Here is a 26,146-nt window from a genome sequence, read left to right as displayed (position 1 = left end):
GGGGGGGTAGGCATGCTGGGTGCCACGGGATATTTCGCGCTGGGAATCTTCCTGCTGCTGCTCGGCGGGGATTCGGCGGTCAAGGGCGCTTCAGGACTGGCGCAGCGACTCGGTCTTTCGCCGTTCGCGGCGGGCTTGCTGCTCGTCGCATTCGCGACCTCGTTGCCGGAACTGGCGATCAATGCTTATGCCTTGAAGCAGGGCCAGGTCGAACTCGCGCTGGGCAACGCTGTCGGCAGCAATGTCGTCAACATCGGCCTCACCCTGGCGGTGGCCGCGTTGGCGGCGCCGTTGGCGTTACGCATGCGCTTGCTGGCATCCAAGCTGGTTTTCGTGCTGGTTGCGACCGGTGCGGTGTTGTTCTTCTCGCTCGACGGACGACTGCTTGCCTGGGAAGGCGCGGTGCTTTGCCTGGGGTTCGTCGCGGCGCTGTGGCACTACTTCCGGCGCGGATGCGGCGAGGAGGCCGAGGTGCAAGCGCAGTTCGTCGCCTTCGCAGAAACACGCACCGGCCTGCTGCAGAATCTCGCCCGGCTCCTCATCGCTGCCGTGGTCCTGTATTTCGGCAGCAAGTTGATCGTGCAGTCGGCGCCGCTACTGGGCCAGGCCTTGGGACTGGCGCCGCTGGTCACCGGCCTGACCGTCGTGGCCATCGGCACGGCCCTGCCGGAAATGGCCATCGCGGCGATCGCGTCGCGCCAGGGACAGGGCGACGTCATCGTGGGCCAGGTGCTCGGTGCCTGCCTGGTCAACCTGTTGCTGGTCGTTGGCGGCATGGCCGTAGTGCAGCCGCTGGCCATTCCCGCTTCGTTCGTGATGCTGGAACTGCCGGCCGCGATGGCGTTCGCGCTCGCGCTCTATCCGATCCTCGGCGGCGACCTGACGGTGAGTCGCCGCGAAGCCGGCATCTTGCTCGCGCTGTTCTTCGCGTGGCTGGCGTTCGTGCTGATGCAGGCTTGGACCTGAATCGGTGGTGCTCGCCGCCTCGCCCGTACAGCGGGCCCGCGATGCGCTGACCGAGTTCTTCCGGCTCGAATCCGCCGGCGGCATCCTGCTGGTGGCGGCCGCCGTGCTCGCGCTGGTGGTGGCGAATTCGCCGCTGGCCCCTCTCTACCATTCGCTGTTGGACTTGCCGGTGCAGGTGCGCGTGGGGCGGCTCGACCTGCACAAGCCGCTGCTGCTCTGGATCAACGACGGATTGATGGCCTTGTTCTTCCTGCTCGTCGGGCTGGAGCTCAAGCGCGAGTTGCTGCAAGGGCAGTTTGCCGATCGCCGCCAGGTCGCGTTGCCCTTGGCGTGCGCCATCGGCGGCATGGTTGTGCCGATGGCGATTTACACGTGGTGCAACTGGAATGACGCCGTTGCCTTGCGAGGGGCGGCCATTCCTGCGGCGACCGATATTGCATTCGCGCTCGGCGTGCTGGCGATGCTCGGTTCGCGCGTCCCGCTGGCGTTGAAGCTGTTGTTGACCGCGATCGCTGTCGCCGACGATTTGGGGGCGATCGTGTTGATCGCCCTGTTCTATACCAGCGGCTTGTCGGTGCAGGCCTTGGTGCTTGCCGCCGTCGCGGTCGCGGGCCTGTTCGCGCTCAATCGTTTCGAGGTCGGACGGCTTTCGGCTTACGCGGTCGTCGGTATCGTGCTCTGGATCGCGGTGCTGAAATCAGGCGTGCATGCCACCTTGGCCGGCGTCGTGATCGGCATGAGCATTCCGCTGAAAGTCGCCGGGGATCCCGACGCGCACCCGTTGGAAACCCTGGAGCACGCGCTGCATCCGTGGGTCGCGTACGCGATACTGCCCCTGTTCGCCTTTGCCAATGCCGGCGTGTCTTTGCAGGGCTTGTCGCCGAGCAGTCTGTTCGAACCGGTGCCGTTGGGCATCGCCCTCGGCCTGCTGCTGGGCAAGCCGATCGGGATTCTCCTCGCGGCCGCGTTGCTGGTCGCGACAGGCTGGGTCAAACGCCCCGATGGCGTCGACTGGTCCGCGCTGATTGGCATGGCCCTGCTCTGTGGAATCGGTTTCACCATGAGCCTGTTTATCGGATCGCTGGCATTCGATGCGAGCGATGAGGGGCTCTCCGTGATGAATCGCCTCGGCATCCTCGCGGGGTCCGGCCTGTCGGCGTTGGTGGGTTTCCTGGTGTTGCGAAACACCCTGCCGTCGCGAAGCATGTCGCCGCGAAGCGAATGAGGCGCTGGCTGGTTTTCGGCCTGAGCGGCATGCTCGGGCGTGCCGTGGCGGCGCAACTGCCGCTCGACGTCGAGGTCGACGCGCCGACGAGACGATCGTTCGCTGAGACGCCGGATGCGCGCTTGCATTGGCGTCAGGCCAGTCTTGCCGACTTCGTGCCGGACGAAGCCGGATACGACGCGATCCTGAGCCTCGGGCCGCTGGATCTTTTCGCCGACTGGTACCAGGCGCATGCCGTTCGGACTTCGCGCATCGTCGCGATCGGTTCCTGCAGCCTGCGCTTCAAGGCGGACTCGCCGGATCCCGCCGAACGCGAATTGGCGGCAGGATTGCAAAGTGCGGAAGACAGGCTGTTCGCGCTCGCGTCGCAGCGCGGCGTCGCGGCTACGGTACTCCGCCCGACCTTGGTTTACGGCAATGGCATGGATCACAGCCTCACGCCCATGCTGGAATTCGCGCGGCGTTGGGGCGTATTGCCCATGCCGGCGCGAGCCCAGGGGCTGCGCCAGCCGGTTCATGTGGACGATGTCGCCCAAGCGGTCCTGGCCAGCCTGGAGCCGCAGCCTGGCATCGGACGGCTCTACGAACTGCCGGGCGGGGAGGCACTGGCGCTCGCGGCGATGTTGCGGAGGTTGGCGCGGGTGCGTCTGCCCGGCGCCAGGATCGTGGTCTTGCCGAATGGCCTGTTCCGGTGGGGGCTGAGGCTGGGCCCGTGGCTGCGCGGCCGGAACCTGAGTGCGGCGGGCATCGTCCACCGGCTGGGTCAGGACCAGACCGCCGATCCTGCGCCGGCCCATCGCGACCTCGGCTTCAGTCCGCGGGTTTTCGATCCCTGAACCATCAAATGCCGGGTTGTGCTGCGGCGCAGCATCATCAGTTCCATCTTCCGTACGCCAGAGCATTGCTCTTTTGCATAACGGACTTTTAATATGGGCTAGAGTAAAGCGTCAAAACCGGGGGAGGGTCCATGAGTGAAGCCATCGAGCCGCTCAGTTTCGCCTTGTCGTCTTCCGGGGGACACGCCTGCGCTTGCCGTTCCCACCTGCTGTCTTGCCCTGATGAGGATCTGAAGCAATGAAATCCAACCACCTTGTTCGCGGGCTGCTTGCCCGTGCTCCGCTGGCCTCGGCCGTGGCCTTCGCCCTGCTCGCCGCGCCGGCTGCGCAGGCTTTCGATTTCGAGAAGGGCGAGCTCACCGGCAGCTTCGACACCACGATTTCCTACGGCGTGTCCGTGCGCACGGAAGACGCGGATACGGATCTGATCGGCAAGGCGCAATTCGATCCCACCCTGTGCTTCCAGAACATTCCGCTGGGCGCGATCGCGCCGGGCCCGCTCCGTTGCTCGAGCACCGGTGGCGTCCCCGGTTCCGCCGCGCACTACGCCGCGCCGGGCCGCTTCTCGATCAACCGCGACGACGGCGATCTGAAGTACGACAAGGGCGACGCGTTCTCGAACGCTTTCAAGATCACGTCCGAGCTGAGCCTGAAGTACCGCAACTGGGGCGCCTTCATGCGCGCCACCTACTTCTACGACTTCGAGAACAATGGTCGCGACGACCTGACCGAAGCGGCGAAGGAGAAAGTCGGTTCCGACTTCCGCTTGCTCGACGCCTTCATCTACCACGACTTCAAGATCGGCGATCACCAGGGTAGCTTCCGCATCGGTCGCCAGGCCGTCAGCTGGGGCGAGAGCACCTTCATCCAGAACGGCATCAATGTCATCAATCCGATCGACGTCTCGAAGCTGCGCGTCGCCGGCGCGGAGCTGAAAGAAGCCTTCATGCCGATCGACATGCTGTGGGGCTCCTTCAGCTTCACCGACAATCTGTCGGTCGAAGCCCTGTACATGCTGGAATTCGAAGAAGTCGAAGTCGACCCCTCGGGTACCTACTTCAGCTCGAACGATTTCGGTTCGCCGGGCGGTACCTATGTGATGCTTGGCTTCGGCACCGCGCCGCAGCCGGTCAACAATCCCGAGCTTTACGCCGCGACCTGCCTTACCTCGCCGCTCGGCTCGGGCTTCGGCAACTCCGACGTCAGCCTCGGCGCGCTGCAGGGCTTCGCCTGCGGCAACTCGGTGCCTCGTCTGCCGAACCGCAACGCGCGCGATGACGGCCAGTGGGGTATCGCCCTGCGCTGGTTCGCCGAAAGCCTCGGCAACACCGACTTCGGCTTCTACTTCCTGAACTACCACAGCCGCCTGCCGCTGCTGTCGGGCAAAGCAGTCTCGACCGCCGCGCTCAGCGGCACGCCGGCCGGCCTGACCGCCGGTTTCTTCGTCGAGTATCCGGAAGACATCCAGATGTTCGGCATGAGCTGGAACACCACGCTCCCGGGCGGCGTCGCCTGGCAGGGTGAAATCAGCCATCGCACGAACATGCCGTTGCAGGTGGACGACGTCGAACTGCTGTTCGCCGCGTTGAGCCCGCTCAATCCGTTCGTGGCGGGCACGGCCCTGGACTTCTGCAGCCAGCTCAATCCGGCCGGTTGCGCACCGCTGCCGGGCGGTTTCGGCAGCGAAGTGCGCGGCTATCGCCGTCATGAGGTCAGTCAGTTGCAGATGACTTTCACCAAGGCCTTCTCCGAAGTGCTCGGTGCTGATCAGCTCGCTCTCGTCGGCGAAATCGGCGCGACCGAGGTGTGGGATCTGCCGCCGGCCTCCGAGCTCCGTTACGAAGGCGAAGGCACCGACACCGGTGGCGGCGTCGACGTCAACGATTGCACCTACATCACCGTGCCGGGCGTCGGCCAGGTTCCTGTGGTCGCCACCTGCCCGCCGGGTGCGTTGCGCAATCCGGAAACCCTCACCGGCGGCTTCCCGACCCAGTTCTCCTGGGGCTATCGCCTGGCTGCGCGTGCCGACTACAACGCGGTGTTCGGCAGCTCGATCAACCTGTCGCCGCGCCTCGCTTTCAACCACGATGTCAGCGGCATCACCCCGGGCCCGGGCGGCAACTTCCTCGAGGGCCGCAAGTCCGGAACGATCGGTCTTGAGGCGAACTACCAGAACAAGCTGGTGTTCGACCTGAGCTACACCGCCTTCTTCGGCGGCGAGCCGTACAACCAGATCGCCGATCGCGATTTCGCTTCCTTCACCGTCAAGTATTCGTTCTGAGCCAACTGGGAGGGCAAAAGACGATGAGCATGATCAAGAAGACCGCGCTGGCGACAATCGTCGGCGCAGCGGTACTGAGCCTCGGCGTCGCACAGGCCAAGGTCGGCGCCGACAAGGCCGGCCAGTTGGGCGGTCGCCTCACCCCGATGGGATCGGAGAAGGCGGGCAACGCCTCCGGCACGATTCCGGCCTGGGAAGGCGGCATCACGCGCGCGCCGGCCGGTTACCGCGCCGGCAGCGGCCACCCGGATCCGTACGCCAGCGACAAGGTGCTGTTCCAGGTGACGCCGGCCAACTACGAGCGTTATGCGGAAGCCTTGTCCGAAGGCCAGAAGGCGATGTTCCAGAAGTACAAGACCTATCGGATGGACGTCTATCCGAGTCGTCGCAGCGCTTCGTTCCCGCAGCGCACTTACGATTTCACCAAGCGCAATGCCACCCAGTGCGAACTGGTCGCCGATGGCGACGGCATCAAGAACTGCGCCGAGGGCTTCCCGTTCCCGATCCCGAACAACGCCTATGAGCTGATCTGGAACCACAAGCTCAAGTACAAGGGCGTGTCGGTGCGCAGCTATTCGAACCAGGCCACGCCCTCGGCGGGCGGCGCCTATACGCTGACGCGCCTGCAGGAAGAGATCCTCGGCCTGTACTACAAGCCGGGCAATACTTCCGAGTCGATCAACAACATCTTGCTGTACTACAAGCAGGACGTGCTGGCGCCGGCGCGCCTGGCGGGCGGCGTGCTGCTCGTGCACGAAACCTTGAACGCAAAGGCGGCTCCACGCCAGGCATGGGTGTACAACCCGGGCCAGCGCCGCGTGCGTCGCGCTCCGAACGTCGCCTACGACAACCCGGGCACCGCAGCGGACGGCCTGCGCACCAACGACATGACCGACATGTTCAACGGTGCGATGGACCGCTTCACCTGGACGCTGGTCGGCAAGAAGGAAATGCTGATTCCGTACAACTCGTACGCCGCCGACAGCGAGAAGCTGAAGGTCAGCGACCTGATCCGTCCGGGCCACATCAATTCCGACTACCTGCGTTACGAGTGGCACCGCGTCTGGGTGGTGGAAGCCAAGCTCAAGGCTGGCCAGCGCCACATCAACAGCCGCCGTACCTTCTATCTCGACGAGGACAGCTACCAGATCGTGATGGTCGACCACTACGACGGCCAGGGCAAACTGTGGCGCTATTCCGAAGCCGAGCCGATCAACTACTACGAAGTGCCGACGCTTTGGACCACGCTGGAAACCCACCACGACCTGAAGTCGGGTCGCTACATCACCGGCCTGCTCGACAACGACGACAAGCCGCGCGATTTCAGCTTCCAGAGCACACCGGCGGATTACTCGCCGCAGAACCTGCGCAACTCCGGCGTACGTTGATCCAGTGACGAACGACTGCGCCCCCTCAGCGGGGCGCAGTCGCTTTCAGGGCTGCGTGCGTGCCGCAGCCTTCGCGATAGAGAGACTGCCATGCCCAGATCCCGCCGTTTCCGCACGCGCCCGCTCGCCGCGGCGCTACTCGTCCTGACCCTGCCGCTATTGGCGCAGTCCTCGCCTGAGCCGGCGAAGGACGATCCGTCGATGCTGCCGGCGGAGAAAATGGACCGCGCCAGCCAGTCGCTGCTGCTCGACATCGTGCAGACGACGGCAGGCATGTTCGCGGTGGGCGAACGCGGCCACGTGCTGAGTTCGAACGACGGCAAGGCGTGGACGCAGCTGTCGACCAATACCCGCTCGACGCTGACGACGGTGGCTTCCGCCGACGGCCAGCTCTGGGCTGCCGGCCACGATGGCGTGATCGTGCATTCCGCCGATGGCGGGCAGACCTGGCGTCGGCAGCGCGCCGCGCCGTGGATGCCCGACGCGGACGACCCGGACCAGGGCGTACCGATCCTGGATCTTCTCTTCACCGATTCGAGCAACGGATTCGCCATCGGCGCGTACAGCCTGATGCTGGTCACGCACGACTCGGGCGTGACATGGACGCGGCAGGCCGTCGGCCAGCCGGGCGCGGCGGAGCCGACCAAGCCGGCGGAACCGAGCTACGATGAGACCGGCCTGCTCAATACCGACGAACTGGAACTGGGCGAAGAATCCGATCCGCATCTCAATGCGATCGCGCGTACCGGTTCGGGCGCGCTGGTGATCGTCGGCGAACGCGGCACCTTCCTGCGATCGCGCGACAACGGCGCGACCTGGCAGAAGGCGAGTTTCCCCTACCAAGGTTCGATGTTCGGCGTGCTGGCCTGGGAAGGCGAGCACATCCTCGCCTACGGCCTGCGCGGCAATGCCTATGAGTCCGACGACCTCGGCACGACCTGGCGCAAGCTCGACACCCAGGTCAACGCCAGCCTGATGGGCGGCGAGGCCTTGCCGAACGGTGGCGCCGTGCTCGTCGGCGCCACCGGCGTGGTGCTGACGCGCAAGGACGCCGGCTCGCCTTTCGTCGCAAGTACCTACCAGAATGCCGCCGGCGAAACGCCCGTGCTTTCGGGCGCGCTGGCGCAGACCGATGGCAGCACTGTCCTGATCGGCGAGAAAGGCGCCGATCGTTACCAGCCGAAGTGATGGAGAACGCATGAGCCTGCCCAATAGCCAGCCCGGCCCGTTCGCCCGCTTCGCCGAAACCTTCGTCTTCGGCAGTCGGCCGGCGATCCTGATCGTCTTCGCGCTGGTCACCGCGGCGATGACCTATTTCGCCACGCAGTTGTCGGTCGATGCGGGTTTCAAGAAACAGATCCCGCTGAAGCACGAGTACATGCGGACCTTCGTCGACTACGAAGCCGACTTCGGTGGCGCCAATCGCGTCCTGATCGCGGTGATGGCGAAGGACGGCAACATGTTCAGCCAGCCGTTCATGGGAACGCTGGAGAAGGTCACGGCCGACGTCATCAACCTCGAGGATACCGACGACTCGCGCGTGCGCTCCCTGTTCACGCCGAACGTCCGTTTCGTCGAAGTCGTTGAAGACGGTTTCGCCGGCGGCAACGTCATTCCGAACACGTTCACGCCGAACGTGCCCGGATTCGAGGCCACGCAGGAACAGCTCGACACCGTACGCGGCAACATCGTGAAAGCCGGCATCCTCGGCCGTCTCGTGGCCAAGGATTGGTCGGGCGCGATGATCTGGGCCGACATCATTCCGGAATCCGACACGCACAAGGTCGACTACCAGAAGGTCGCCAAGCAGCTCGAGCAGATCCGCCGGAAGTACGAGACCGGCAACACGACGGTACACATCATCGGTTTCGCCAAGATGGTCGGCGACATCAGCGACGGCGCCATGTCGGTGATGAAGTTCTTCGGCTTCACCGTGCTGTTCACCTGGTTCCTGCTCTTCCTCTATTCGAGTTCGGGCAAGCTGGCCACGCTGACGGTGTTCTGCGCCCTCGTATCCGTCGTCTGGATGCTCGGCGCCCTGCGCCTGATGGGTTTCGGCATCGACCCGATGAACATGCTGACGCCGTTCCTGATCTTCGCGATCGCCGTCAGCCATGGCGAGCAGATGATCAACCGCTTCCGCGGCGAGATCTTCTTCGGTGGCCTGGAAGAAGGCACGGTGGAAGAGCTTCGCCAACGCGCGTCGCTGGCGGTGCCGCCGCTGGAAGCCGCGAAGCGCTCGTTCCGTGCGTTGTTGATCCCCGGCGCGGTGGCCTTGCTGGCCGGTTGCATCGGTTTCGGCGCCATCCTCGTCATCCCGATCCAGATGATCTTCGAGCTGGCGATCACCGCGACCGTCGGCGTCGGCCTCACCATCCTGACCGATCTGATCCTGCTGCCGGTGCTGCTGAGTTACACGCATGTCGGTAAGATCGACCGCAAGCGCGAGTACCGCCTGCGCCAGTTGACCCAATTCGACAAGATCTGGGCTTCCCTGACCAAGCTGAGCCGGCCGACGGCGGCGGCGGCGGTGATCCTGGTCGGCGCGGTGATCTGGTTCTTCGCCTGGCAGGAAGGCAACAAGGTCATGATCGGCGATGCCCAGAAGGGCGTGGCCGAACTGCGGCCGGAAGCCCGCTACAACCAGGACGCGGGCGTCATCAGCAGCAAGTTCGCCCTCGGCGTCGACATCCTCAACGTCATCGTCGAAGCCGGCCCCTCCGCCTGCACGACGAGCTACAAGGCGATGGAGACGATCGATCGCTTCGCCTGGCACCTCGCCAACGTGAAAGGCGTCGAACAGGTCATCACGCTGCCCTCCGCCGCCAAGATCGTCAACGCGGGCTGGAACGACGGTTCGATCCGCTGGCGCAACCTGCCACGCAATCCCGACGACTTGCGTCTTTCGACGCAAGGGTTCGAGACCGATTCCGGGTTGCTGAACGCCGACTGCAGCGCGATGCCGGTGACGGTGTTCACCAGCGATCACCAGGCGACCACGATCGACCGCCTGGTCAAGGCGACCAAGGATTTCCGCAAGGAGAACGGCGCCTACGATCCGGCTTTCGCCAAGAAGCGCGACGCCGCCGTCAAGGCGGCTTCCGAGAAGGGCGAAGAGTATCGCAGCGACCAGGTCAATTTCCGCCTCGCCACCGGCAATCTCGGGGTGATGGCGGCGATCAACGATACCGTGCGCGAATCCGAGCACACGATTCTCTATCTGCTTTATGCCGCCGTGTTCCTGATGTGCCTGATCAGTTTCCGCAGCCCGCGCGCCGCGCTGTGCATCCTGCTGCCGCTGGTGCTGGTTACCGAACTCGGCCACTCGCTGATGGTGCACCTCGGCATCGGCATGAAGGTGAATACCCTCTGCGTCGTCGCGCTGGGCGTCGGTATCGGCGTGGACTACGGCATCTACATCTTCGCGCGCATGCGCGAAGCCCTGCTGCAGGGCAAGTCGTTGGGCGAGTCCTACTTCATCGCCTTGAAGACGACCGGCATCGCCATCTTCTACACCGCGCTGACCCTGGCGGTGGGCGTTGCCCTGTGGATCAAGTCGGACCTGAAGTTCCAGGCCGACATGGGCATCATGCTGACCTTCATGTTCCTGGTGAACATGATCGCGGCGATCGTCTTCCTGCCGGCACTCTGCCGCTGGTTGTTGCGGCCGGGCGAGAAGGACGACTTCGACGCCGCCCATTGGCACGAGAAGCCAACGCAGGTCGGTTGAGTCGGTCGCGCGCTTTCATGGCCCGTCGCGGAAACCCGCGACGGGCCTTCGCCGATGTTTCCTCAAGGTTCGACCGGTGCGGCCGGGCGCGCCTTGGCCAGGTTGCGCAGGCCGATGACCAACACGCCGCCGAGCACCATCGCGCCGCCCAGCCACAGTCTCGGCCCGACGCGATCGTGCAGGAATACGATGCCGAGCACGGTGGCGATCAGCGGCGCGATCAACAGATAGGGCGTGACCTGCGCGACGGGATGGCGTTGCACCAGCCGGAAATAAAGCCCGTGCCCCACCAGCGACGCGATGATCGCGGCGTAACCGACGCCGAGCCAGGCGACCCAGCTGGCCTGGCGTATCGACGCAAGCAGGTCGTGTTCGCCGGCCGCGCTCCATAGCAGCAAGGGCGCGATGCCGATGACCGAGGTCCAGCCCTGCTGGTTGACCAGGTCGAAACCGCGCAGGTCGCGCATCAGAACCGAACCCAGTGCGATGAAGAAGGCCGATACCAGCATCAGGCCGAGCGCGGCCGGATTCTGCAGTACCGAAGGATCGAATCCGAGGACGAGCACACCGGCGAAACTGAGTGCGATCGCCATGCCGGTACGCCAGTGGAACCGCTCGCCGAGCAACCACCAGGCCAACAGGCTCGCCATCGGCACATAGCTCTGCATCAGGATGGCCGGCGAGGCGAGCGTGCTGGACAGTTTCAAGGACCAGAAACTCAAACCGAAGTGCAGCACCGCATTGCACATCGCCACCGCGATCAGCCGCGGCCACTGTCCTTTCGGCGGCGGGCGCAGGAAGGCGGCGAGCAGGGCGGCCAGCAACATCAGCCGCAATGCCGTGAACAACAACGGCGGAAACTCCTGCAGGGCCAGCTTGGAAGTGAGGAAGTTGCCCGCCCAGGCGAGACAGATGAGGAAAACGAGGAAGAAATCGCGGGCCGGCATGCGCTCAGTGTATCGTCGCGGGACAGCGGGTGCCGAACGGGCGGCGCTCGCCGTGACTGCCTAGGGAGGGCGCGCGATGGGAACCGATGAAAGTAGCGCGGTCGTGCCGTTCGTCCTCGGCCTGGCTGTGGGCATGTTGTTCGCGGTGTTCGCCGGCGCACTGATGCTGAAACTCTCGATGCGCATGATCGAGAAGTTCTCCCCGTCCTACCTGCGCTGCTGCCTGGCGATGCTGGTGTCTACGCTGGCTTCGTTCGCGCTCAACGCGGTCATCTGGTTCGCGGCCGCTTTCGCGGTGAACAGCGCCTCGCAGGCCGCGGCCGACCTCGGTAGGATCGCCCTGCTGCAGTTCCTGGCCCTCGGCTTGGGCACGGTCGTGGCATTCGTCGTGAATGCGCTCGCGATCCGCAAGCTGATCCGCCGACCCGACGGCAGCGCGCTGGACTTCGGCCGCGCCTGCCTGGTCGGTCTGCTGCAGATGGTGTTCCTGTTCGTGCTGTACTGCCTGCTGCTGCTCGTGTTGGTTGTCGTCGCCGGCGCGCTGTTGCCGTATGCGAGTTTCCTGCATCACTGACCGCGTCAGTGGCCGATGCCGACCCGGCGATAGAGTTTGTCCAGCGTCCAGGCCGGTCCCACCAGCAGATAGACCAAGTCGGTCAGGAAGCTCGGTCGCTTGCCCTCGATCTTGTGGCCGATGAACTGGGCGATCCATGCCAGCACGAAGACGGCGATGGCCGTATACAGCAGTGCCCGCATGCCCCACGTGTCGGCGATCCAGCGATTGAGGAAACCGGCGGCGACGAAGCACAGCAGCATGCCGATCGCGAGCTTGCGCGATTGCCGCCAGTACCAGGCGAAGGCGAGGAAGGCGCCGAAGGCGAACCAGGTGCCCGGCCGGAACCAGGCCGAAGGTACCGGAATCGTCCACAAGAAGGCGCCGACCGTCCAGGCGATGGCCGGTACGCAGATCACGTGGATCAGCTGGTTGGTCGGATTGAGGTGATCGCCCGAGTACTGGTCGAGCATGGGGTCGATGCGGCTCATGCGATGTCCTCCTGAGGTCTCAGTCGATCTTCAGATCGGCCAGGCGCCAGAGCGCCTCGGCGTATTTTGCGCGCGTGGCTTCGATGACGTCCGCCGGCACCTTCGGCCCGGGGGCCGTCTTGTTCCAGTCCAGCGTTTCCAGGTAGTCGCGCACGTACTGCTTGTCGTAGCTCGGCGGGCTGATGCCGACGGCGTAGGAGTCGGCCGGCCAGAAGCGCGAGGAATCCGGCGTCAGCATTTCGTCCATGACATGCAGAACGCCGTTCTCGTCGAGGCCGAATTCCAGCTTGGTGTCGGCGATGATGATGCCGCGTTCGGCCGCGTAAGCCGAGGCGAAGGCATAGATCCGCAGGGTCGCGTCGCGCACTTGCTCGGCGAGTTCGCCGCCGATGCGCGCGGCGACCGCGTCGAAACTGACGTTCTCGTCGTGATCGCCGACCGCCGCCTTGGTCGACGGTGTGAAGATCGGCTCCGGCAGACGTTCGGCCTGGCGCAGACCTTTCGGCAATTCAATGCCGCAGATCGCGCCCGTCTTCTGATAGTCCTTCCAGCCGCTGCCGATGATGTAGCCGCGTGCGATCGCCTCCACCGGCACCGGCTTCAACTTCTTCGTCACCACCGAACGCTTGGCGTACAAGGCGACGTCGGTGCCGGCCGGCAGGACATCGGCCACGGCATCGTGCGTCAGATGATTCGGCATCAGGTGCGCGGTCTTGCCGAACCAGAAGTTCGACACCTGGCAGAGCATTTCGCCCTTGCCCGGAATGGGGTCCGGCAGCACGACATCGAAGGCCGACAACCGGTCGCTCGCGACCATCAGCAGGCGATCGCCAGGCAGGCCGTAGACGTCGCGCACTTTGCCGCGATGAAGCAGGGGCAGGCCGGGCAGGTTCGAGGTATGCAGGGTGGTGGGCACGGACGATCCGGAGCTGGCGGCAGCGCGCATTGTAACCCGCGGTCTCGCGCGGTCCGGCTGCTAGAATGGGTCATGCGCCGCATTTTTCTCTTTTCCGCGATGGCCTTCGCGCCGCTGGCGGTCGCCGGTCCTGCGGCCCCGCTGGCGAAGCCGGCCAAGCTCGGCCAATGTGTGGCCTGTCATGGCGAGGATGGCCGCAGCCGCGTCGCCGGAACGCCGCATCTGGCGGGGCAGGACGAAACCTATCTCGTCAATGCGCTTGGCGCCTACCGCAATGGCAAACGCCAGGCCCAACCGATGAATTCGCTGGCCAATACCTTGCAGCCGCGCGATATCGCGGCGCTGGCCAAGTGGTACGCCGCACAAGGAAGTGCAAGTGCCGCGAGAGGCAAGACGCCGGGAGCGGCGAAAGCACAGGGCGCTTCGCGATGAGCTGGACCGGCAAGATCGTGGGCGTGTTGCTGGGCCTGCTCACGCGGCGTTGGCAATTCATCGTGCTCGGCTTCGTCATCGGCCACTTGTTCGACATGGGGCTGTTCCGGGCCAAGCGGGCTTCGCCGGCCAATCCGCCGGCCCGGGCGCCCGCTGACGATCCCTATGCAGTACTGGGCGTGAGCGTTTCGTCCAGCGACGAGGAAATCGAACAGGCTTGGCGAAGGAAGATGTCCGAGTATCATCCCGATCGCGTGGCCAACGCCGCCGACGAGATCCGCGCGCTGGCCGAAACCCGGGCGCGCGAGATCAACAGCGCCTACGAAACCATCCAGCAACAGCGTCGCCGAGGCTGAACCCATGTCCGAATGCCTGATCGCGCCCTCCATCCTTTCCGCCAACTTCGCGCGCCTGGGCGAGGAAGTGGACAACGTGCTGAGGGCCGGCGCCGATTGGGTGCATTTCGACGTGATGGACAATCACTACGTGCCGAACCTGACCATCGGACCGCTGGTCTGCGAAGCCTTGCGCAAGCATGGCGTCACGGCGCCGATCGACGTGCACCTGATGGTGAAGCCGGTGGATCGCATCGTCCCGGATTTCGCGAAGGCCGGCGCATCGCTGATCAGCTTCCATCCCGAAGCCAGCGAGCATGTGCACCGCACGATCCAGCTGATCAAGGCGTCCGGCTGCAAGGCGGGACTCGTATTCAATCCGGCGACGCCGCTCGATGTGCTCGAGCACGTGCTCGACGATCTCGATCTCGTGCTGATCATGTCGGTGAACCCCGGTTTCGGCGGGCAGAGCTTCATTCCTTCGGCGCTCGGCAAGTTGCGTCGCGTACGCGAAATGATCGATGCGAGCGGGCGCGACATCCGCCTCGAAATCGATGGCGGCGTGAAGCCGGACAATATCGGTGAGATCGCCGCGGCCGGGGCCGACACCTTCGTCGCCGGTTCGGCGATCTTCGGCCAGCCCGACTACGCCGATGTCATCGCGCGCATGCGCGCGGCCGTCGCCGAGGCGCGACGCTAAACCGTTGTTTTGCGGCGGGTCGTTTGTCCCGCCGTCCTCGCACTTGCAACTTGCGCCCGCCCTGCTAGAGTGACGCCATGGTCCGGGTACACATCACTGCAGAAAATCTCGCCAGCCATTGCTGGCGATGGTGGCGCTGATCTGACGTGGCGCCGTAACCGCTTTGCGGTTCCGGCTTGAGATATGCCGAGTCTGCGTCTCGGCGTCCCGTTCATCGTTACCCGGACCATCTTCCCTTGCTCTCCGCCGACGAATTCCGACAGCTCGCCGCCGCCGGTCATAACCGCATTCCGGTCGTGCGCGAAGTCCTCTCCGATCTCGATACGCCGCTCTCGGTTTACCTGAAGCTGGCCGACGGGCCGCATTCCTATCTGTTCGAGTCGGTCGAAGGCGGCGAGACCTGGGGCCGCTATTCCATCATCGGCCTGCCCGCGCGCCGCACCTATGCGTTCTCGGGGCGACGCCTGACGGTGCGCGAGCATGGCGAGGTGGTCGAAACCCGCGAGCTCGACGACCCCCTCGCCGAGATCGATCGGCTGCGCGAAAGTTTCGTCGTGCCGAAGCTGGCGGGACTGCCGGCATTCACCGGCGGGCTGGTCGGCTACTTCGGCTTCGAGACGATCGGCTGGATCGAACCGAGGCTTGAGCGTGGCGACAAACCCGATCAACTGGGCACACCCGACGCCCTGCTGATGCTGAGCGAAGAAGTCGCCGTCTTCGACAATCTGAAGGGCCGGCTCTACTTGGTGGTGCATGCCGATACGTCCGAGCCCCAGGCCTATGCCAAAGCGCAACGCCGGCTCGACGCGCTGGTGCATCGCCTGCGCCATGCCGGCGCATCCTATCCGGATGTTCTCGATCCTTCATTGTTGAAGGAAGAGGATTTCGTGTCCGGCTTCACGCGCGACGGGTTCATCACGGCGGTGGAGAAGGCCAAGGACTACATCCGTGCCGGCGACATCTTCCAGGTCGTGCTGAGCCAACGGATGTCCGTGCCGTTCCGCGCGCGGCCGGTGGACGTGTATCGTGCGCTGCGCGCCTTGAATCCGTCCCCGTACATGTACTTCCTCGATCTCGGCGGTACGCAGGTGGTCGGCAGCTCGCCGGAAATCCTGGTGCGATTGCAGGCTGGCGAAGTCACCGTGCGCCCGATCGCGGGGACGCGGCCGCGCGGCGTCACGCCGGAGGAAGATGCCGCGCTCGAGGCCGAGCTGCTGGCCGATCCGAAAGAGCGTGCGGAGCACCTGATGCTGATCGACCTTGGTCGCAATGATGTCGGCCGTGTCGCCGAAGCCGGCAGCGTGCGCGTCGGCGAGCGATTCGTGATCGAGCGCTATTCGCATGTGATGCATATCGTCAGCGAGGTCACCGGTCGCCTGCGTGGCGACCAGAAGTTCGGCGACGTGCTGAAGGCGACGTTCCCGGCGGGCACCGTCAGCGGCGCGCCGAAGATCCGCGCGCTGGAAGTCATCCGCGAACTGGAGCCGGTGAAGCGCAACATCTATTCGGGTGCGGTCGGCTACCTGGGCTGGTGGGGCGATGCCGACACGGCGATCGCCATACGCACGGCAGTGATCCAGGACGGCCGACTGCACGTGCAGGCCGGCGCCGGCATCGTCTACGACTCCGACCCGCAGAAGGAATGGGAAGAGACGATGAACAAGGGCAGGGCGTTGTTTCGGGCCGTGGCGCAGGCGGCGGGTGGGCTATGAAACGTCTCCAGCAACCTGATATTCGATCGATCAAGGAGATCGCGATGTCGAAAGCAATGATTTGTCTGCTGATCGCCGTACTCGGCTCACCTGTGGCGTTCGCCCAGAACATCGCCGGAAGGCCGTTCATCGCGGTTCGAGGTCATGCCGAGGTTCGCGTGGTCCCGGATGTCTTCCCGGTGGCCGTGACGTTCTCGGATACGCAGATGGATGGCGGCAAGGCCCAGGCGACCGTGGAGCAGCTGGTGGCGACGGTCATCGCGAAGGCGAAAGCAAGAGGGCTCGAGGACGCGGACCTCTCAATCGGCAACTTGCTGGTGACGGCCGATAGCGAATACGACGACGAATCAGAAAAGAGCAAGTTCACTGGTACGAAGTATCAGCGGCGCCTGGAGTTTCGGTTCCGCAAGCTGGTCGACCTCAAATCGTTTCTCGCGGAACTTCCGGCCAGAAAAGAGGTGCAGGCGCAAACGCTCGAATTCAGGCTCGCCGAACCGGGCGACATCCGCCGCCGGTTACTTGCGGCCGCCATCGAGGACTCCCGTAAGACGGGCGATGTCTTTGCCCAGGGAATGGGCGGCACGCTGGGGAATGTGCAAACGATTTCGGACAAGCCCTTGCAGCTTTCGACGGGCTCTTACATCAATCCCATCGACGTCAGTTCCGTCGAGTCGACCACCATCCTGACGGCCGAACAGATCGCCAATATTCCGGTGGCGCGAAACATCACCAGTGCCGCGCTTCTTGCGCCCGGATCCGTTCGGGGCTCTTCGACGGAGATCGCCATCAGCGAAGGTGTCGTCCGGGTCGTGGCGGACGTGTATGTCATCTACCTGTTGAACGATTGACGGGAATCGAGTGCATCCATGTTGCTGATGATCGACAACTACGACAGCTTCACCTACAACCTCGTGCAGTATTTCGGCGAGTTGGGGCAGGAGGTGAAGGTCGTGCGTAACGATGCGATGACGGTCGAGCAGATCGCCGCGCTGGAGCCGTCGCGCATCGTCATTTCGCCTGGCCCGTGCACGCCGAACGAAGCGGGCGTATCGCTGGAGGTGCTCTCGCGCTTGGCCGGCCGCGTCCCTATTCTCGGTGTCTGCCTCGGCCATCAGTCGATCGGCCAGGCTTTCGGCGGCAAGGTCGTGCGGGCCAGGACGATCATGCACGGCAAGACCTCGATGGTCCGCCACAAAGGCGTCGGGGCATTTGCCGGCATCCCCGATCCGTTCGAGGCGACGCGCTATCACTCGCTGGTGGTGGAGAAGGACTCGTTGCCCGACTGCCTGGAAGTCACCGCCTGGACCGAAGGCGCCGACGGCGGTTTCGACGAGATCATGGGCCTGCGTCATCGCGAGCTGTCGGTCGAAGGGCTGCAGTTCCACCCCGAATCCATCCTCACGCAGCACGGCCACGACCTGCTGCGCAATTTCCTGCGTGCCTGATCCCATGCCCATCACGCCACAGGAAGCCTTGCAACGCGTCATCGTCCATCGCGAGATATTCTTCGACGAGATGGTCGAGCTGATGCGCCAGGTCATGCGCGGCGAAGTATCGCCGGCGCTGACCGCTGCGCTGTTGACTGGTTTGCGCGTCAAGAAGGAAACCATCGACGAGATCGCCGGCGCAGCAACGGCGATGCGAGAGTTCTCGGCCCGCGTCGACCTGCCCGATCGCAGGAATATGGTGGACATCGTCGGCACCGGCGGCGACGGCGCGCACACCTTCAACATTTCCACCGCCGCGATGTTCGTCGCTTCGGCGGCTGGCGCCCAGGTCGCCAAGCACGGCAACCGTTCGGTGAGCTCGAGTTCCGGCAGTGCCGATGTCCTGGAGGCCTTGGGGGCGGCGATCGAGCTGCAGCCCGACGAGGTCGCCCGTTGCATGGCGGAGACCGGTTTCGGCTTCATGTTTGCGCCGATCCATCATCCGGCGATGAAGAACGTCGCACCGGTGCGGCGCGAACTGGGCGTGCGCACGATCTTCAACATCCTCGGCCCGCTTACCAACCCCGCTGGTGCGCCAAACATACTGATGGGCGTTTTCCATCCCGATCTGGTCGGCATCCAGGCCCGTGTGCTGCAGCGCCTCGGCGCCGAACATGCGCTGGTCGTGCATGGACGCGACGGTTTGGACGAGATCACGCTCTCCGGTCCGACGCTGGTCGCAGAATTGCGCGACGGCGGCATACGCGAGTACGAAGTCGTTCCCGAAGACTTCGGCTTCCAACGGACCGAGACCGAGCGTTTGCGCGTACAAGGGCCTGCCGAATCGAAGCGGATGCTGCTGGCGGCGCTGGAGGGGCGCGACGATGCGGCGCGCGACATCGTTCTGTTCAACGCCGGCGCAGCGCTGTATGCCGCGGGCGTGGCCGACACGATGGCGGACGGCATCGAACGCGCCCGTTCCATGGTCGCCGACGGTTCGGCCCGCGACCGGGTCGATGCCTACGTAGCGGCGACGCAGCGCCGCCTCGCCGAACGAGCGCGCGCGAAGCGCACCGTCTGATGCCCCATTTGTCAGGAGAGCCCATGAGTGCTGGAAAATTCGCGGCGACGCCCGAGCCGCCTTATTACGCCGTGATCTTCTCGTCGCTTCGCCATGGCGCGGATGCCGGCTACGGAGGAACGGCGGAACGCATGATGGAGCTTGCCGCACAGCAGCCGGGATATCTCGGGGTGGAAAGCGTTCGAGGACAGGACGGCTTCGGCATTACGGTCAGCTACTGGCGCGACGAGGAATCGATCCGGAACTGGAAGCGCGACGCCGAACATGCGGAAGCTCGCCGCCGTGGGCGCACCGAGTGGTACGAGCACTTCGAACTACGCGTCGCCCGGGTCGAGCGCGCGTACGCGGGCCCCCGTACCGAACGCGAGGCGGGTGCGGCGTGAGCGACATCCTCGACGCCATCCTGGCCCGAAAACGCGAAGAAGTTCGCGATCGTTCGGCTCGCCTGCCATTGCAGGAACTGGCTTCGCGTTGCGAGGATCTGCCCTCGGCGCGCGGGTTCGCGGATGCCTTGGCGCGGAAGATCCGGCAAGGACGGGCTGCCGTCATCGCCGAGGTCAAGAAGGCGAGCCCGAGCAAAGGTGTGATCCGCGCCGATTTCCGTCCGTCCGAGATCGCCCGCAGCTATGAGATCGGCGGCGCAACTTGCCTGTCCGTGCTCACCGACGTCGATTTCTTCCAGGGCAGCGACGACTACCTGCGGCAGGCACGCGCCGCCTGCGCCTTGCCGGTGTTGCGCAAGGATTTCGTCATCGACCCCTGGCAGGTGTACGAAGCCCGCGTACTCGGTGCGGACTGCATCCTGTTGATCGTCGCAGCGCTGGACGATGAGATGCTGGCGCAGTTGGCGAACCTGGCCATGGACCTCGGCATGGATGCGTTGCTGGAGGTGCACGACATCGACGAACTCGAGCGCGCGCTGCAGGTGGGCTCGCCGCTGATCGGCATCAACAACCGCAGCCTGCGCAGTTTCGAGGTGTCGCTGGAGACGACCTTGTCCATGCGGGCGGCGGTGCCGGCCGACCGTCTACTGGTCACCGAGAGCGGCATCCATAGCCCTGGCGATGTCGCCCGCATGCGTGCCGCCGACGTGCATGCGTTCCTGGTCGGCGAAGCGTTCATGCGCGCCGAGAATCCCGGCACCGAACTGGCGCGCCTGTTCGGCTGAATCAGTTGCTGCCTGGTTTGGCCCGCGGCAGGTAGAGCTGCAGCTGCAATCCCTGGAACGACGGTGCGGACTCCGCCAGCAGGCGGCCGCCCATCGAGGTCACCGCGTTTTCGGCCCAGGCAATGTTCAATCCACTTTCGTTCTCGCCCGCGGCCCGGTCGCGGTCGAAAAGATTGCGCGAAGCTTCGGCCGCGTCGCTGCGGTTATCGTCGAAACACAGGCAAAGGAAGGACCGGCCGTCGCGGAACTCGTTGTGCGCGCTGATGCGCAGGTGCACATGCCCATCCGTTTCGGAGGATCGCCCCTGCGCGCCGAACTCGACCAGCACGTTGACGACCTGTTGCAACACTTCACGGACGGCCTGCACGGGCGGCGCCCGGTAGACGGAATCGTCCACGTCCACCGACAGCACCTGGCGCTGCGTATGGCTGAGCTTGCGCAGGGCGTGTTCCAGCAGCTCCGCCACCAGAACCGGCTCCTGCGCGCCGCTGCTGCCGACATAACGCGAGTATTCGGTGACGATGCCTTGCAGGCGTTCGAGGTTCTTGCGGATGCCGCGCAGCTCGCCGCGCGCTTCCGCCAGCAGGTCGGCCTGCTCGTCGATTTCGCGCTGCAGCAGCTGCGCGATCTCCACCTGCCGGTGATGCGACGCGCCTTGCGTGTGCAATTCCTGCAACAGCAGTTGCATGCCCGACGTGTGCGTCCGGTCGAGCAGCTTCAGCGGCTGGTCGATGTGCTCCTTCAGCGGCTCGAGCAGGCGTCGCAAGTCCTGGATGACGCCGCCGGCCATTTCGTTGGCGCCGGCCCGGTAGCTTTCGTTGAACAGGCGCTGGCGCGTTTCCTGCAAGCGATCGAGCATCAGGTCGAATTCCGCCGCGAGCTGGCCGATCTCGTCCTCGCGGCGCAGGCCCAGGCGCGCGTCGCGGTTGTCTTCGCCGGTGATGCGTTGCGCATGGCGCGTGATGCGCACGAGAGGCTGCAGTACGTCGGCGTTCAGAAGCCAGGCCAGCAGGCCGGCGACCACCACGCCGGCGATCGCGATCGTCACGATGGACGAGCGTAGCGAGCTGCCGCCGCGCGCACTGATGTCGCGCGGGGTGGAAATGGAAAGATCGAGGCTGGGTTGCCCATCCAGGGTGAACAGCACCGTCTTCAAGTGCACGTACTGCGGGTCGATGCGCTGCACGAAGGGCGAATGGATGACGCGCAGACTGTCCGGGTCGATTTTCGGTGGAGCGACGGCGATGCCGCGATGTGGCTCCAACTCGACGCCCAACCCGGTCTGGCGGGCGATCTGGCGGATGCGCGCAGCGTCGAAATAGCGGCCCATGAATACCGTGCCGCGTCTCGGACCGGTGTAGTCCGAGGTGAGCACCGGGGCCGCCGCGATCATCATCGGGCCGCGATCGGTGTCGACGAGGCCGACGTGGATCTTGTTTTCGTCGCTGCGAGCGAGCAATGGATGTTGCGGCGAGATGCCGGCGCCGGTGAACTGCGCCAGTTCGTAAGGCTTGCCCGTTTCGAGATCCAGCGCGCGCGCCCAGATCTTCCTGCCGCGCGTGTCGTAGAACGCCAGCACGTCCACGCCCAGGCTCAGCTGTCCGTTGATCGTCAGGTTTTCCGGTTCGAAGTCGGGATTCTCGCCCGTCATGAAGCGATAGGTTTCGTCCCAGAAACCCCAGTCGGCGGGCTGACTGGCCAAGGCCTCGAGTTCGCTGTCGGTCAGTTCGATGACCATTTCGGCGTTGCGCCTGGCCTGTTCCTGCTCAAGGGCAAGGAAGCTTGGATAGACGCGCACGTGCTGCACGGCCATCACGATCGCCACGACGGCGAGCATCAGCGCAGCGACGACCAGCAGCGTCCGGCGGCGTAGGCTCGCCATGGGCGTCAGGCGTCCCCGAGGCGTTTCAGGAAACGCAAACCCTGTTCGGCGTAGCCGCAAGCGCGATAGAACGCATGCGCCTCCTCGCGATGAACGGCGGACGTCAATTCGATGCGCGCGGCGCCCGACTGTCGTGCCCGGCCTTCGACTTCACGCAGCAGCTGCCGGCCGATGCCTTGTCCTTGCGCGTGTTCCCGCACGGACAACGCGGTGATGCGGCAGGTCGTCACGCCCAGGGGCAGGTAGTACATCAGGTCGTAGGCCAGCATGCCGAGCAGTTCGCCGTGCGAGTCGGCCACCAGCAACTGCTGGTCGGGATCCAGGCGCAGGGCATGCAAACGCTCGCCCGCTTCCTCGGCGGTGCAGGGGTAACCGAGCGTGGTGAGCAGCACGGCGAGTTCGATGGCGTCGCCGTCCTGCGCCGGCCGCACCATCAGCGAAAGGGGCGACGGCTGTCCTAGGCTCGCCATGGCCGTTGGTTCAGCGAGTGCCGTACACCACGACCGTCTTGCCGCGTGCGTGCAGCTTGCCGTCGAGCTGGAGCTGCTTCAGCACCCGGCCGGCCATCTCGCGCGAGCAGCCGACGATGCGGGCCAGTTCCTGGCGCGAGACCCGGATCTGGGTTCCCTGCGGATGACTGAGGGCATCGGGTTCCTGGCAGAGATCCAGGAGGGTGCGGCTGATACGCCCGGTCACATCCAGGAAGGCGAGGCGGCTGGCTTTGCGGCTGGTTTCGAGCAGGCGCTTGGAGAGCTGGCCGCCGATGGCGTACAGGATCTTCGGGCATTCGCTCGACAGCGGGCCGGCGAACAACTGGTAAAGGCGTTCGTAGCTGAGCTCGGCCAGGTCGCAGGCGGTGCGGGTTCGCAGCAGCACCGAACGCTTCTCGGACTTGATGTACAGGCCCATTTCGCCGATGAAATCGCCGGCATTGATGTATCCCAGGACCAGTTCGCGGCCGTCCGACTCCTCGCTGATGACGCTTAGCGAGCCGCTGACCACATAGTAAAGGGAGCTGGCTTCGTCGCCCGGCCGGAAGATGTCGCTGCGGGCCGGATGCTTGCGCCGGTGGCAATGGTCCAGGAAATGGTTCAGCGAGACATTGTCCAGCGCCAGCGGGTTGCTCGGCAGGGCGCGGGGCGTGACCTCGCTGAGGGTAGTCCGGTGCGGCGCCATGGCAAGCCCGTGAAAGTGTGCGTTGGCGCAAGCTTAGGGCGTGACCGGGCTGGCAGCAATCTCCCTGTCGAGGCGCGAACGCCTCTTTCCGCCCCCGAGGTGGTCCCCGGGGGACGTTTGCCCGATAATGCGCGCCCGATCCGTTCCCCCGTGCGAGGAATCACGCCGTGGTCAAGCCACTGCCGCGCCTGCGACTCCAGGGCTTCAACAACCTCACCAAGGCCCTGAGCTTCAACATCTACGACGTCTGCTATGCCGTCTCGGAAGAACAGCGCCGTCGTTACATCGAATACATCGACGAGATGTTCAATGCCGAGCGCCTGACGCAGATCCTCAGCGAGGTCGCGCACATCATCGGCGCCAACATCCTCAATGTCGCGCGCCAGGATTACGACCCGCAGGGCGCCTCCGTGACCATCCTCATTTCCGAGGAGCCGGTGATCGACAAGAAGGCGGCCGGCAAGGAGCTGATTTCCGATGCCGTCGTGGCGCACCTCGACAAGTCGCACATCACGGTTCACACGTACCCGGAAACGCATCCGCACAACGGCATCGCGACCTTCCGCGCCGACATCGACGTGGCGACCTGCGGCGTCATCTCGCCGCTGAAGGCCCTGAACTACCTGATCGAGAGCTTCGACTCCGACATCGTGGTGATGGACTACCGCGTGCGCGGCTTTACCCGCGACATCAAGGGCAAGAAGCACTACATCGACCATCGCATCAACTCGATCCAGGATTTCTTGTCGAAGTCGATCAAGCAGACCTACGAGATGATGGACGTCAACGTGTACCAGGAAAACCTGTTCCACACGAAGATGCACCTGAAGGATTTCGACCTCGATACCTACCTGTTCGAGGAAAAGGCGAAGAACCTCAGCTTCAAGGATCGCCAGCGCATCGAGATGCAGCTCAAGCGCGAGATCGAGGAGCTCTTCCACGGCCGCAATCTGATCGATTGAGCCGCGCCGTTGCCGGCAACGAGAAAGCCCCGCTTCGGCGGGGCTTTTCTTTTTCGGAGACGCCGCTTCGCGCGCGCCTAGACGCGATAGGCCACGGTTTTCATGATCGACGAGGCGAGCGCCATGATTCGCGGAATCGGCGGAGGCAGCACGCGGGCGCCGGCCTGTTCGGCATCGTCGGCATGGCGGGCCTCGTCGGCCTTCATGGTTTCGAGGATGGCGCGACTGCGCCGGTCTTCGGACGGCAAGGTCTGGAGATGTTCCTCCAGATGCGCCTCGACCTGGCGTTCGGTCTCGACGACGAAGCCGAGGTTCCAGCCATCGCCGCGCAGTCCTGCCGCGAAACCGATGGCGTAGCTGCCGGCGTACCACAGGGGATTCAGCAGGCTGGGTCGGCTGTGCAGCTCCTCGAGGCGTTGTGCGCACCAGGCCAGATGATCGGTCTCTTCCTGAGCGGCGGCCAGCAACTGCGAGCGCGTGGCTTCGTCGCGGGCGACGGTCGCCTGGCCGACGTAGAGCGCCTGGGCGCAAACCTCGCCGGTATGGTTTATCCGCATCAGGCCTGCGGCGTGACGCTGCGATGCGGCATCCATGGCGTTCTCGACCTCGCTCTCCGCGGGGTTCCGGCGTTCGGCGAGCGAGCGTCCGGCGGTCGTGGTCAGTGCGCGCTGCGCTTCGACGATGAGGCGATCCAGCGTAGAGAGTTGGCGAAGATGGCTCATGCCAGGTGTTCGGCGAGGAATTCGATCGGGTGTCGTACCGGCATTGTAGTGCCGTTCGCAAGATGCAGGCGGCAACCGATGTTGGCGGAAAGCAGTTCACGGCCGTCGTTGCGTTGCATTGCCTCGATCAGGGGCGCGCGCAGGCGCTCGGCGCGCTCGCGTTCCTCCAGCATGTGCAGTCCGGCCGCGCCGCAGCAGCCGGTGTCGGGGAGCTCCTGCACATCCAGGTCGGGGATGCGTGCCAGCAGGGCGCGTGTCGCTATCAGCGAGTCGGGATCGGAACGTTGGCTGCAGGGCAGGTGCAAGGCCACGCGCCGGCCTCCAGCGCTACGAAAACGGAGGGTTTCGCCGCACCGATGCAGGAATGCCAACGCGTCCAGGACGGTGCTGGTCCCGGCCAGGTTGCGGCCGAGGACGTCGCGACAGCCGGTGGCCAGGCAGATCACGGTCTCAACCCTGGCGAACGCACGGCGGTTGCTATCGGCCAGGCGTTCCGCCATCGCGGTATCGCCGGCATGGAGGGAGGCAGTTCCGCAGCATCCCTGAGCGCTAGTCGGCACGGAGCGCATACCCAGCGAGCCGAGGCAGAGTTCCAGCGCGGCGCGCACGTTCGTCTCGTAGACGCTGGCGACGCAGCCGGAAAAGACGGCGAGTCCGCTGCCAGCTTCCGGATGGGTGGGCGGCAGAAGCGGCGAGCGCGCCAGCGGCTCGGGCGGCCGGGGCAGGCTTCGCCAGGTGGTTGGCAGCCAGCCGTAGGCCAGGCGGTAGAGGCCAAGCAGTCGTGTCAGCCAGAACGGCCGGGCCAACAGGCCCAAGCGGAGACGCTGAACGATGGGTCGGGGGCGGCGGGATGCGTGCTCGGCTCGGGCGAGATTGAGCAGGCTTCCGTATTCGACGCCGGCCGGACAAACCTGCTCGCAGCGCAGGCAACCCAGGCAGTGGTCCAGGTGGCGGTCGCCGACTGGCGTGGGCGCGAGTTGCCCGGTGGAAACGGCTTTGGCGTAGGCGATCCGACCCCGCGGGGACTCGGCCTCGCTGGCATCCAGGCGGTAGGTGGGGCAATGGGGCAGGCACAGGCCACACTGGACACAGCGGTCGGCCAGCGCCGGCAAGGACATCGCGTCGCGGGAGGGCGGGGCGGGCATGCCTGGCGATCCTAACATGCGGGTTTTGAAGGACTTGCGCCGTGGTAGCGCCAGCAGCTATCATTCCGCTT

26 protein-coding genes are annotated in these 26,146 nt (G+C 65.0%); 18 read left to right on the top strand and 8 right to left on the bottom strand.

The features are described 5' to 3' along the window. The first annotated feature begins 12 nt into the window (after window positions 1-12). From QM707_RS09020 to QM707_RS08990, 7 genes are all read left to right on the top strand, one after another. Window positions 13-966 carry a sodium:calcium antiporter gene (locus QM707_RS09020; RefSeq protein WP_415001517.1) on the top strand — a complete coding sequence of 318 codons (954 nt, stop codon included), beginning with the start codon at window positions 13-15 and terminating at the stop codon, window positions 964-966. 4 nt (window positions 967-970) lie between these two features. Next, the gene (nhaA, locus tag QM707_RS09015; protein WP_415001516.1) at window positions 971-2,191 is read left to right on the top strand and encodes a Na+/H+ antiporter NhaA; all 1,221 of its coding nucleotides are present in this window, start codon (window positions 971-973) and stop codon (window positions 2,189-2,191) included. Beyond that, a complete protein-coding gene (locus tag QM707_RS09010) occupies window positions 2,188-3,027 on the top strand; it encodes an NAD-dependent epimerase/dehydratase family protein (RefSeq protein ID WP_415001515.1) in 840 nt (279 codons plus the stop codon). Before nhaA ends, QM707_RS09010 begins: the two co-directional genes overlap by 4 nt. 238 nt (window positions 3,028-3,265) lie before the next feature. Further along, window positions 3,266-5,308 carry a DUF1302 domain-containing protein gene (locus QM707_RS09005; protein WP_415001514.1) on the top strand — a complete coding sequence of 681 codons (2,043 nt, stop codon included), beginning with the start codon at window positions 3,266-3,268 and terminating at the stop codon, window positions 5,306-5,308. Between the two features lie 23 nt (window positions 5,309-5,331). After that, on the top strand, window positions 5,332-6,696 hold the full coding sequence (locus tag QM707_RS09000; RefSeq protein ID WP_415001513.1) for a DUF1329 domain-containing protein: 1,365 nt from the start codon (window positions 5,332-5,334) through the stop codon (window positions 6,694-6,696). 90 nt (window positions 6,697-6,786) lie between these two features. Then, window positions 6,787-7,884 (top strand): WD40/YVTN/BNR-like repeat-containing protein, encoded by a 1,098-nt coding sequence (locus QM707_RS08995; protein WP_415001512.1) that lies wholly within the window; start codon window positions 6,787-6,789, stop codon window positions 7,882-7,884. A gap of 10 nt (window positions 7,885-7,894) precedes the next feature. Next, window positions 7,895-10,426, top strand: a complete 2,532-nt coding sequence (locus QM707_RS08990; protein WP_415001511.1) for an efflux RND transporter permease subunit — start codon at window positions 7,895-7,897, stop codon at window positions 10,424-10,426. A 62-nt stretch (window positions 10,427-10,488) separates the two neighbouring features. Here the strand turns inward: QM707_RS08990 and QM707_RS08985 are convergent, their stop codons facing one another. Continuing rightward, window positions 10,489-11,373, bottom strand: a complete 885-nt coding sequence (locus QM707_RS08985; RefSeq protein ID WP_415001510.1) for a DMT family transporter — start codon at window positions 11,371-11,373, stop codon at window positions 10,489-10,491. Between the two features lie 76 nt (window positions 11,374-11,449). Between QM707_RS08985 and QM707_RS08980 the strand changes: the two genes are divergently transcribed. Beyond that, entirely contained in the window at window positions 11,450-11,947 is a 498-nt protein-coding gene (locus QM707_RS08980; protein WP_415001509.1) for a hypothetical protein, read from the top strand. Window positions 11,948-11,952: 5 nt separating this feature from the next. Here QM707_RS08980 and QM707_RS08975 read toward each other — a convergent pair whose 3' ends face one another. Next, window positions 11,953-12,417 (bottom strand): DUF962 domain-containing protein, encoded by a 465-nt coding sequence (locus QM707_RS08975; protein ID WP_415001508.1) that lies wholly within the window; start codon window positions 12,415-12,417, stop codon window positions 11,953-11,955. A gap of 19 nt (window positions 12,418-12,436) precedes the next feature. After that, a complete protein-coding gene (locus QM707_RS08970) occupies window positions 12,437-13,333 on the bottom strand; it encodes a phosphoribosylaminoimidazolesuccinocarboxamide synthase (RefSeq protein ID WP_415001507.1) in 897 nt (298 codons plus the stop codon). A gap of 72 nt (window positions 13,334-13,405) precedes the next feature. Here QM707_RS08970 and QM707_RS08965 point away from each other — a divergent pair, with 72 nt between their 5' ends. The 9 genes from QM707_RS08965 to trpC all read left to right on the top strand — a co-directional run bounded on the left by QM707_RS08965 (window position 13,406) and on the right by trpC (window position 20,188). Further along, on the top strand, window positions 13,406-13,765 hold the full coding sequence (locus QM707_RS08965; protein WP_415001506.1) for a c-type cytochrome: 360 nt from the start codon (window positions 13,406-13,408) through the stop codon (window positions 13,763-13,765). Continuing rightward, window positions 13,762-14,121 carry a DnaJ domain-containing protein gene (locus tag QM707_RS08960; protein ID WP_415001505.1) on the top strand — a complete coding sequence of 120 codons (360 nt, stop codon included), beginning with the start codon at window positions 13,762-13,764 and terminating at the stop codon, window positions 14,119-14,121. The genes QM707_RS08965 and QM707_RS08960 overlap by 4 nt, the downstream gene beginning before the upstream one ends. A 4-nt stretch (window positions 14,122-14,125) precedes the next feature. Further along, a complete protein-coding gene (rpe, locus tag QM707_RS08955; RefSeq protein ID WP_415001504.1) occupies window positions 14,126-14,800 on the top strand; it encodes a ribulose-phosphate 3-epimerase in 675 nt (224 codons plus the stop codon). 236 nt (window positions 14,801-15,036) lie between these two features. Next, window positions 15,037-16,512, top strand: a complete 1,476-nt coding sequence (trpE, locus tag QM707_RS08950; protein WP_415001503.1) for an anthranilate synthase component I — start codon at window positions 15,037-15,039, stop codon at window positions 16,510-16,512. Then, complete coding sequence (locus tag QM707_RS08945) at window positions 16,509-17,360, top strand: SIMPL domain-containing protein (protein ID WP_415001502.1); 852 nt, start codon at window positions 16,509-16,511, stop codon at window positions 17,358-17,360. Before trpE ends, QM707_RS08945 begins: the two co-directional genes overlap by 4 nt. A gap of 18 nt (window positions 17,361-17,378) precedes the next feature. Next, the gene (locus QM707_RS08940; RefSeq protein ID WP_415001501.1) at window positions 17,379-17,957 is read left to right on the top strand and encodes an anthranilate synthase component II; all 579 of its coding nucleotides are present in this window, start codon (window positions 17,379-17,381) and stop codon (window positions 17,955-17,957) included. A 4-nt stretch (window positions 17,958-17,961) separates the two neighbouring features. Then, window positions 17,962-19,020, top strand: a complete 1,059-nt coding sequence (gene trpD / locus QM707_RS08935; RefSeq protein ID WP_415001500.1) for an anthranilate phosphoribosyltransferase — start codon at window positions 17,962-17,964, stop codon at window positions 19,018-19,020. A gap of 23 nt (window positions 19,021-19,043) precedes the next feature. Continuing rightward, complete coding sequence (locus tag QM707_RS08930) at window positions 19,044-19,403, top strand: antibiotic biosynthesis monooxygenase family protein (RefSeq protein WP_415001499.1); 360 nt, start codon at window positions 19,044-19,046, stop codon at window positions 19,401-19,403. Continuing rightward, on the top strand, window positions 19,400-20,188 hold the full coding sequence (gene trpC, locus QM707_RS08925; RefSeq protein WP_415001498.1) for an indole-3-glycerol phosphate synthase TrpC: 789 nt from the start codon (window positions 19,400-19,402) through the stop codon (window positions 20,186-20,188). The genes QM707_RS08930 and trpC overlap by 4 nt, the downstream gene beginning before the upstream one ends. A gap of 1 nt (window position 20,189) precedes the next feature. Here trpC and QM707_RS08920 read toward each other — a convergent pair whose 3' ends face one another. Genes QM707_RS08920 through crp form a run of 3 tightly spaced genes read right to left on the bottom strand, consistent with a single transcriptional unit; the run spans window position 20,190 to window position 23,246 of the window. Beyond that, a complete protein-coding gene (locus QM707_RS08920; RefSeq protein WP_415001497.1) occupies window positions 20,190-22,070 on the bottom strand; it encodes a CHASE4 domain-containing protein in 1,881 nt (626 codons plus the stop codon). Between the two features lie 5 nt (window positions 22,071-22,075). Continuing rightward, window positions 22,076-22,540: a GNAT family N-acetyltransferase gene (locus QM707_RS08915; protein WP_415001496.1), complete on the bottom strand. Its 465-nt coding sequence runs from the start codon at window positions 22,538-22,540 to the stop codon at window positions 22,076-22,078. A 10-nt stretch (window positions 22,541-22,550) separates the two neighbouring features. Then, window positions 22,551-23,246, bottom strand: a complete 696-nt coding sequence (crp, locus tag QM707_RS08910; RefSeq protein WP_415001495.1) for a cAMP-activated global transcriptional regulator CRP — start codon at window positions 23,244-23,246, stop codon at window positions 22,551-22,553. Between the two features lie 167 nt (window positions 23,247-23,413). On the opposite strand from crp, the gene speD reads away from it, so the two are divergent. Continuing rightward, window positions 23,414-24,208, top strand: a complete 795-nt coding sequence (gene speD / locus QM707_RS08905) for an adenosylmethionine decarboxylase (protein ID WP_415001494.1) — start codon at window positions 23,414-23,416, stop codon at window positions 24,206-24,208. Between the two features lie 77 nt (window positions 24,209-24,285). On the opposite strand, the gene coq7 is transcribed toward speD, so the two are convergent. Beyond that, window positions 24,286-24,930, bottom strand: a complete 645-nt coding sequence (coq7, locus tag QM707_RS08900) for a 2-polyprenyl-3-methyl-6-methoxy-1,4-benzoquinone monooxygenase (protein ID WP_415001493.1) — start codon at window positions 24,928-24,930, stop codon at window positions 24,286-24,288. Beyond that, the gene (locus QM707_RS08895) at window positions 24,927-26,075 is read right to left on the bottom strand and encodes a (Fe-S)-binding protein (RefSeq protein WP_415001492.1); all 1,149 of its coding nucleotides are present in this window, start codon (window positions 26,073-26,075) and stop codon (window positions 24,927-24,929) included. Before QM707_RS08895 ends, coq7 begins: the two co-directional genes overlap by 4 nt. Between the last annotated feature and the right edge of the window lie 71 nt (window positions 26,076-26,146).

The organism is Arenimonas sp., from assembly GCF_047602345.1.
Classification (GTDB): Bacteria; Pseudomonadota; Gammaproteobacteria; order Xanthomonadales; family Xanthomonadaceae; genus Arenimonas.
The sequence above is the reverse complement of the archived record's forward strand: the minus strand, read 5'-3'. Positions and strand labels throughout refer to the sequence as shown.